Genomic DNA, 8,186 nt, shown 5'->3' with positions numbered 1-8,186 from the left:
CTGACCGCCGGCTGGGTCCATCCGAGCTCTCGGGCGGCGCCACTGAGCGACCCGGCCCGGGCGACCGCACGGAAGACGAGCACACGACGGGGATCCATGCCTCAAAGTATCGCTTATGTCTCTGCCAAGAAAGTTCGGACTACCTTGGATCACTCGATTCGGTGATGGTTGAGTCATGCGTACCCTTGGACTCATCGGCGGCATGAGCTGGCACTCGACCGCGACCTACTACCGGATCATCAACGAGGTCGTCGCCGACCGACTCGGCGGCCACGCGTCCGCGCCGATCGCGCTGCAGTCGTTGGACTTCGCGACGATCCGCCAGTGTCAGGTCGACGGCGACTGGGCGGGGGCGGGGGTCCTGCTCGGTCGTGCCGCCCAGGCCTGCGTCACCGGTGGCGCCGACGCGGTCGCGATCTGCACCAACCTGATGCACAAGGTCGCGCCGGCGGTCGAGTCGGCGGTCGACGTACCGCTGCTCCACATCGGTGACGCCGTCGCCGGCGTCGCGTCGTCCCACGGGTGGACCCGGCTCGGCATCCTCGGCACCCGGTGGGTGATGGAGGAGTCGTTCTACGCCGACCGGCTGGCCCGGCACGGCATCACCGCAGTGGTCCCCTCGGAACCCGAGCGCGAGCTGGTGGACCGTGTCGTCTTCGACGAGCTGACGCAGGGCAAGATCGTCGATGCCTCTCGGGCGGCGTACGTCGACGTCATCGAGCGGCTCGCCTCACAGGGCGCCGAGGCCGTCGTGCTCGCCTGTACCGAGATCGGCCTGCTGGTCTCCGGCCCCGACAGCCCGCTCCCGCTGATCTGCTCCGCCGACGCGCACGCCCGCGCGCTGGCGGACTTCTCGTTGGCTCCGGAGCCGGCGCTCGCCTGACGCGCATCCGGGCCGGCCGGCCGGTGTGTGCCACGATCGGCCATGGCCCGTTCCCCGTCGCGGTCCCTTCTGGAGCTGCTCCCCTGGGGCACCGTGCTCACCGACGACGGCGTCCCGCGTGTCGGCGGGTGTCGCCTCGATGAGATCGCAGCCGGGGCCGGCACGCCCGTCCTCGTCGTGGCGGAGGACGCGCTGCGCGCCAGGGCCAGGGAGTACGTCGGGGCTCTCGCCGCGCGCTGGCCGCGCAGCCGGGTGGTCTTCGCGTCCAAAGCGTTCCCGTGCACGGCCGCCCAGCGGGTCATGGTCGAGGAAGGGCTGGGGCTCGACGTGGCCGGCGGCGGCGAGATCCTGAGCGCCCTCAAGGCCGGCGTCGACCCCCGGCTGGTCATCCTGCACGGCAACGCCAAGCTCGCCGACGAGATCGCGCTCGCGGTCGAGCACGGTCTCGGCCTCGTGGTGGTGGACGGTCCCGATGACGTCGACCGACTGGAGGCCGCCGTGCCGGCGGGTCGCGTCGTCGACGTCTTGGTCCGGGTGATTCCCGGCGTCACGGCGGAGACCCACGACAGCGTCCTCACCGGCCACGGCGACTCGAAGTTCGGGCTCGCGCCCGCCGACGCCACCGTCGTGATCCGCAGGATCGAGTCGTCCCGCTCGCTGCGGATGCAGGGACTCCACGTGCACGTCGGCTCGCAGATCCTTCAGACGGAGCCCTTCGCCCAAGCCGTGGCCGCGGTCGCCCGGTTGGGGAAGTTCCCGGTCTACGATCTCGGCGGCGGCCTGGGCGCCCGCTACACCTGGTCCGACGAGCCGCCGACCGTGTCGGCGTACCTCGACACCCTGATGGAGGCTTGCCGGGCGCACCTCCCGATAGAGGCCGAGATCATCGTCGAGCCGGGTCGCAGCATGGTGGCGGCCGCTGCCTGCACCGTCTACTCGGTGGTGACGGTGAAGCGCGGGAAGCACACGTTCGTGGCCGTGGACGGCGGCATGGGCGACAACCTCGAGGTCGCCCTGTACGACCAGCGGTTCGAGGCGGGGATCGTCGGCCGGCTCGACGGTGGCGACGAGGTCTGCCAGCTCGTCGGTCGGCACTGCGAGAGCGGCGACGTCCTGGTTCGCGACGTGACGCTGGCCCGACCGAGCGTGGGAGACCTCGTCGTGGTGCCCGCCACCGGCGCCTACTGCTTCACGATGGCCAACAACTACAACGGGAACCGACGCCTGCCGGTGGTCTTCGCGCGCGACGGCTCCTGGCGGACCGTCGTCCGCCGCGAGACGTGGGAGGACCTGCTTCGGCGAGACGTCGATCCGGCGCGATGACGGACCGGTGCGCTGATCACCGGGCCGGCTCCCGTCAGGGGACCACGACCACCGGTACCGGCGAGTGTCGGAGGATCTTGGAGGCGTTCGAGCCCAGGAAGATCCGCTCGATGACGCTGGCCGAGGAGGACCCCACCACCAGGACCTCGTCGCGATCCCAGTCCAGTCGGTCGATGGCGGCCCCCCAGGAACGTCCGGTGGAGACGACGCTGTCGACCTCGCTGGGTGCGTTCTCGGACTCCTTGAGCAACCGCAGCGCCTCGGCCTGAGCTGCCGTCGCCTGGTCGACCCACCGGTCCAGGACGACGTCCTCGGCCTGCACGCCCACGCCGGCCGTGTAGACGGTGCGGCCCCGTACCGCGAAGGTCACCAGTCGAAGGGAGGCACCGATGTCCGCACAGATGGCAGCCGTGCGTTCCATGGTCTGCAACGACCGGTCGTCGCCGCGGAAGGCGCACGACACCCGGCGGAGCCGCCCGTGTTCACTGCCGACGTAGTCGTGCGTCGCCACCGCGACCGGGATGTGGGACGAGTGCAACAGCCAGTCACCGATGGACCCCGGGTGGACCCTGCCGTAGCTACCGGTGCTTCCCGACCCGACGACGATCATGCCGGCCTCGATCTCCTCGGCCTGCTCGAGGAGCGTGCTCGCGATCGAGCGCCCCGGTGTCCAGCGGACGACCGCGGCCACGTCGGGGCAGACCTCGGCCAGGATCGCGTTGGCCTCGGCGACGGCCGCCGCGCCATGCTGCTCGGCCCAGACCTCGTACTCCCGGTCGGTGCCACCGGCGACCGGGGTGGGCCAGACCGTGGGCACGACCGAGACGACGAGCAGGTCGGTTCCCACGGACCTCGCCAGAGTGGCTCCGAGCTCGATCGGTGACCAGTCGTCCTTTCCGGGCGGGAACCCGACGACGAGCGTCATCTCAGGCGTCCTCACCGATCGGGAGGCCCGAGTTGAGGCGTGAGTGGTGGCGTCCCCACAGGAAGTAGAACGCCATCACGGCCGCGAGCCACACCCCGAAGATCACCCAGGTGATGGCGGCCAGGCCGGACAGCACGTAGACGCAGGCGGCGACGGTGAGCAACGGGGTCACGGGGTAGCCCGGCACCTTGAACGGGCGCTCGAGGTCGGGCTGGGTACGCCGCAGGACGAGCACGCCGATCGCGACCGTGGAGAACGCGATCAGGGTGCCGATGGACACGGTGTCCCACAGGTAGTCGGAGGGGACGAACCCGGCGATGATCGCGACCACTACTCCGACGACGATCGTGTTGAAGACCGGGGTCAGGGTGCGCGGGCTCACCTCGGCGAACTTGTCCGGCAGCATCCGATCGCGGCCCATGGCGAACAGGATGCGGGTCTGGCCGTACAGCGTGACCAGGGTGACCGAGAAGATCGAGATGACGGCGCCCGCGGCCAGGATCGTGCCCGGGGTGGCGCTGCCGGTGATGTTCTCGAGGATGACCGACAGCCCCGCGCTCTCCTGCTCCGGGCTGGAGAACTCGTCGATCGGCTGTGCGCCGACGCCGGCGACGGCCACGAGCACGTAGATCGTGACCACGATCACGAGCGCACCGATGATGGCGCGAGGGAGTGCCTTCTGCGGGTTGCGCACCTCCTCGCCCGCGGTGGAGACCGCATCGAGGCCGATGAAGGAGAAGAAGATCGTGCCGGCCGCAGCGCTGATGCCCGCCGACCCGGAGGCCCAGAAGTTGTCGAAGCGGTCGGCTTGGAATGCTGTCAGGCCGATCGCGATGAACAGCACCAGCACGCTCAGCTTGATGAGCACCATGACGGTGTTGACCCGCGCCGACTCGCTGGCTCCCCGGATCAGGAGCATCGTGCACAACGCGACCAGCACGATCGCGGGCAGGTTGATCAGGCCGTTGGTGCCGTCGTACGGGATCGGCGAGTAGGACAGGGATTCCGGGATCGTCACCCCGATCGTCTGGTCGAGGAGCTCGTTGAAGTAGCCGCTCCACCCGACGGCCACCGCGGAGGCGGCGACGCCGTACTCCAGCAGGACGCAGGCGGCGATGCCCATCGCCACGAGCTCGCCGAGGGCGTGGTAGGCGTAGGAGTACGTCGAGCCGCTGACCGGGATGGCGCTGGCCAGCTCCGCGTAGCACAGCGCGGAGAGGCCGGCCGCCAGGCCGGCGATCAGGAACGACAGGATCACGGCCGGCCCGGCGTCCGGGACCGCCTCCTGCAGCACGAAGAAGATGCCCGTGCCGACGGTGGCGCCGACGCCGAACATGGTCAGCTGGAAGGTGCCGAAGCTGCGCTCCAGATCAGGGCCTTCATGCGGACCCTTCTTCACCGCCATGGGCTTCTTGCGAGTCAGCTGCTCGCTGAGAGTGACAGACACCGGGGCCTCCCTCCCGAGGGTTCTCCTGAAACTAGCGCTCCCGGCGGTGCGTGAACAGTGCCGATGCAGGCCTGCGACGCGCGGGTATCGAGGACGCCGCCAGGCCCCGGTGGCTGGAGGATGTGCCAACCCCCGGTGGTTGAGGAGGTTGCGCAGCAACCGTCTCGATACCCCCGGGGCTCGGGACAACAGCTCGGCCCGTCAGAGCTGTCGCGTCGTCACCAGGTTCGTCCCGTAGGTGGTGGTCTCCTCACGCTCCACCTCGATGAAACCGACCTTCGCCAGCACCCGGCGAGACGCGGTGTTCCAGTCCCACACGGAGGCCCACAGCCGCTCGTACCCGGACGATCTCGCCCAGTCCAGTACCGCCCACGATGCCTCCGTCGCGTAGCCGTGTCCCCAGGCGCGGCGGAGGTACTCGAAGGCCAGCTCCGGCCGGTGCGCCCCTGGTCCAGGGTCGACCAGGCCGCAGTAGCCGACGACGTCGCCAGCGGCCTTCCGCTGGACCGCCAGCAGCCCGACCGACGAGGGAGGGTTGGCGAGAATCGCCTCCTCGAGATCCGCGACCGTGGGGTGCCCGTCCGCGTCGATGCGGCGGTGTGGCGGCACTCGTGGATCGCGTTCGATCCACATCTCGCGCTGGATGACGGCCTCGGCGGTCCGCCATGGCCTGAGCAGCAGGCGATCCGTTTCGAGCACGACCTCGCGGCTCACCCCGCGTTCCTGCCGATTTCCGGCATCACCACCACGACGTTGCCCACCTTCCTGCCGGTGTCGACGTAGGCGTAGGCCTCCCGCAGCTCGTCGAACGAGTAGGTCCGGTCGACCACCGGGCGGTAGTCGCCACGGTCCATGAGGTGACCCAGGTAGGAGGCGAGTCCGGCATCCTCACGCGGTAACGGAAAGCGCACGTGACGGCGACCCAGCGCGCGGGGCACCGGTCCGGCTGCTGCGAGCAGGACGTTCTGCCATCCCCGGCCCAGGTCCGAGGAGAGGTAGCTGCCGCCCGGTCGGAGCAGTCGGCGCGCTGCGCCGAAGGAGGTGTGCCCGGTGGCGTCGAGGACGGCATCGAAGCCGCTCCCGACCGAGTCGACGCCGGTCTCCCCCTGCAGCTCGACGACGCGTGCCGCTCCCAGGTCGTTCAACAGGTCCGGGCGGCCTGGGGGCAGCCGGTCGCAGACCGCAGTCACCTCCACACCCTCGGCGCGTAGCAGCTGCACGGCCGCCGTGCCGATCCCACCGGTTGCCCCGTGCACGAGCGCGCGGTCACCTGGCTCCAGGCCGGTCACGCGGAGGAATGCATGGGCGTAGTGCGCCCCCTCCATGCCTGGGGCCGCGTCGGCCAGGTCCCATCCCTCGGGCACCGGGGCGACCAGCCCGTCGGCAGCGACAGTCACCAGCTCGGCGTGGGCGCCGGGCCGGCCGTCGACGAACCCGAACACCCGGCTACCGACGGCGTAGGACGTGACGTCCTCCCCGATACCGACCACGACGCCGGCGTACTCCGAGCCCAGCACATGGACCCGGGGTCGAGGCCAGCCACAGAAGGCCCGGTTGATCCACGGCTGTCCGGACCGGTACGCACAGTCGGTGCGGTTGACGGTGGTCGCGTGGACCCGCACCAGGATCTCGCCTCTGCCGGGGACCGGATCGGGGACGTCCTCGAAGCGGACGACGGCCGGGCCGCCGTACCGCGTCCGGACCGCTGCACGCACCAGCCCAGTATGGGTGCGTGGACAGCCGCTCCGGCAGCGCCGGGCGCAGGGTGCACGTTGGGCGCGAGTGTCAGCCGAGCTCGTCGACCAGGATCCGTACCCGCGCTCGGATCTCGTCGCGGATGGGGCGGACGGCGTCGATGTCCAGCCCGGCGGGATCGTCCAGGACCCAGTCCTCGTAACGCCTCCCGGGGTAGAACGGGCACTCGTCGCCGCACCCCATGGTGACCACCACGTCGGCCCGACGGACCGCCGCGTCGGCCAGCAGCTTCGGCTCCTGCGAGGCGATGTCGATGCCGTCCTCTGCCATGGCCGCCACCGCGACGGGGTTCACCTGGTCGGCGGGCTGGGACCCAGCCGAGAGGACGTCGATGCGGTCGCCGGCCAGGTGTCGGAGGTAGCCGGCGGCCATCTGAGAGCGGCCTGCGTTGTGGACGCACACGAAGAGCACCGTCGGCTTGGTCGCGTTCTCGGTCATGCGTCGCGCGACCTATCGGGATCCGGCGGCGTCGAGCGCCCCGGCGATCGGCTCGAGGTCAGCGATCAGCTGGTCGAGCTCGCTCGGCGCCAGGCTGTCGTACGGCGGCGTGGCGAGGTCGTCGGTGAGTGCCTCGATCTGCGCCTTGGTCGCTCGGCCGGTGTCGGTGAGCCAGCCCGAGGCGTCGATCAGGCCGCGGGCGCGCATCCCGTCCGCCACTGCGGCCAGTCTCGCCCGCGGCAGGTGGTGGATCCTGCCGAACTTCTCAGCCGCCGTGCCCTCGGAGAGCGCGTGGAGCGCATGGGCCTCGGTCCCGCCGATGTCCGCGGCGACGAGCGCGACCACGTGCCCGTCCCCGCGGTGCTCGCGGAGCATGGTCGCCGCGTGCCAGAGGCGGGCGAGTGGCTCCTCGGGCACTGGGAGCACCCGGAGCGCGGCGTACATGGTCCGTCCCTCCGTGGGGGCGCTGGTCGCCGCCTTCGCGGCGAGGTCGGCAGCCCGCGCCAGGCCGGGTGAGTCGGCGAGCCGGCCGAGGATCCGCCTCAGCGCTGCCACACTGCCCTGCAGGCGAGCGGCGAGCGCGGCCTCGGGAGTAGCCATCTCCCAGACGCGGGGGATGTGGCGGGCGACCTCGCCCTCGGCGAAGTTGTAGAAGATCGCATGCACCACCTGCGCCGGCACCCCCCGGCCCAGCGGCGCGGCCCGGCCGGCGAAGTAGCCGTCCCAGTAGTTCCGGTGGCCGAGTGCCATCAGGGCATCGGTGGGCTCGTCGGCGAAGTAGGTGACCAGGTGGATCGGTTCGACGAGCCGGAACAAGCGTCGGGCAGTCGGCTCCATGAACCGGACCCTAACCAGGAGCGGCGAATCACTTCCTCCTACAGCTCCAGGTCCAGGACGTGGGCGTGGAACGCGCACCGCACCTCGAGCCCGGCTCTCCGGTACAGCGACGGCGCATCATGCGTGTTCTCGCTGTCCACGTGAAGAGACACCTGCCCGAGACCCTCACTCGCAGCGCGGTCGAAGGCGTGCGTGAGCAGCGCTGTCGCGATTCCCCGGTGCCGGTAGTCGGGGAGGGTCGCGAGCTCCTGGACGTACATCACGCCGTCGGACTCGAGACGTCGACTCAGGGTCATGGCTGCCGCAGGCCTGCCTTCCTGCTCGGCCAGGAACCAGAGGCCTGGGTCGTACCCGGCGAGCGTGGTAGCCACCGGCATCCAGTCGTCGTACGTCAGTGGCACGTATCCCCAGTGGTCCTCGAAACCCTTCTCGAAGACGGCGTGGATCGCGCGGGTGTCGTCCGTCGCGCTGATCGTGAGCCCCGGGACCGATCGCCCGGTGCGGGTCTGCTCGGTGACCGGTCCGATCATCTCCCAGAACGTCCGGCGGTGTGTGAACCCGGCGTTCTGGAGCCGCCG

General features: G+C 70.5%; 10 protein-coding genes. 2 read left to right on the top strand and 8 right to left on the bottom strand.

The genetic code is table 11. The annotated features are described in order from the left end of the window. A partial coding sequence (locus VFZ39_RS18890; RefSeq protein WP_330867353.1) for a LysR family transcriptional regulator occupies positions 1-98 on the bottom strand: 98 nt, incomplete at its 3' end. Between the two features lie 77 nt (positions 99-175). On the opposite strand from VFZ39_RS18890, the gene VFZ39_RS18885 reads away from it, so the two are divergent. Together VFZ39_RS18885 and lysA are read left to right on the top strand one after the other, a co-directional pair. Next, the gene (locus tag VFZ39_RS18885) at positions 176-883 is read left to right on the top strand and encodes an aspartate/glutamate racemase family protein (protein WP_330867352.1); all 708 of its coding nucleotides are present in this window, start codon (positions 176-178) and stop codon (positions 881-883) included. A 42-nt stretch (positions 884-925) separates the two neighbouring features. After that, entirely contained in the window at positions 926-2,206 is a 1,281-nt protein-coding gene (gene lysA / locus VFZ39_RS18880; RefSeq protein ID WP_330867351.1) for a diaminopimelate decarboxylase, read from the top strand. A gap of 34 nt (positions 2,207-2,240) precedes the next feature. On the opposite strand, the gene VFZ39_RS18875 is transcribed toward lysA, so the two are convergent. From VFZ39_RS18875 to VFZ39_RS18845, 7 genes are all read right to left on the bottom strand, one after another. Next, a complete protein-coding gene (locus VFZ39_RS18875) occupies positions 2,241-3,131 on the bottom strand; it encodes a universal stress protein (protein WP_330867350.1) in 891 nt (296 codons plus the stop codon). 1 nt (position 3,132) lies between these two features. Then, positions 3,133-4,578 carry an APC family permease gene (locus VFZ39_RS18870; RefSeq protein WP_330867349.1) on the bottom strand — a complete coding sequence of 482 codons (1,446 nt, stop codon included), beginning with the start codon at positions 4,576-4,578 and terminating at the stop codon, positions 3,133-3,135. Between the two features lie 201 nt (positions 4,579-4,779). Beyond that, a complete protein-coding gene (locus VFZ39_RS18865) occupies positions 4,780-5,292 on the bottom strand; it encodes a GNAT family N-acetyltransferase (RefSeq protein WP_330867348.1) in 513 nt (170 codons plus the stop codon). Continuing rightward, the gene (locus VFZ39_RS18860; protein WP_330867347.1) at positions 5,289-6,293 is read right to left on the bottom strand and encodes an NAD(P)-dependent alcohol dehydrogenase; all 1,005 of its coding nucleotides are present in this window, start codon (positions 6,291-6,293) and stop codon (positions 5,289-5,291) included. The genes VFZ39_RS18865 and VFZ39_RS18860 overlap by 4 nt, the downstream gene beginning before the upstream one ends. Positions 6,294-6,363: 70 nt before the next feature. Then, the gene (locus tag VFZ39_RS18855) at positions 6,364-6,771 is read right to left on the bottom strand and encodes an arsenate reductase ArsC (RefSeq protein WP_330867346.1); all 408 of its coding nucleotides are present in this window, start codon (positions 6,769-6,771) and stop codon (positions 6,364-6,366) included. Between the two features lie 12 nt (positions 6,772-6,783). Beyond that, positions 6,784-7,608 carry an SCO6745 family protein gene (locus VFZ39_RS18850; protein ID WP_330867345.1) on the bottom strand — a complete coding sequence of 275 codons (825 nt, stop codon included), beginning with the start codon at positions 7,606-7,608 and terminating at the stop codon, positions 6,784-6,786. A gap of 38 nt (positions 7,609-7,646) precedes the next feature. Continuing rightward, on the bottom strand, positions 7,647-8,186 hold a 540-nt coding region (locus VFZ39_RS18845), incomplete at its 5' end, for a GNAT family N-acetyltransferase (RefSeq protein WP_330867344.1).

It is taken from the genome of Nocardioides sp. (assembly GCF_036374615.1).
GTDB lineage: Bacteria > Actinomycetota > Actinomycetes > Propionibacteriales > Nocardioidaceae > Nocardioides.
Note: the sequence above shows the minus strand (reverse complement) of the source record. Positions and strands in the feature narration are given on the sequence as shown.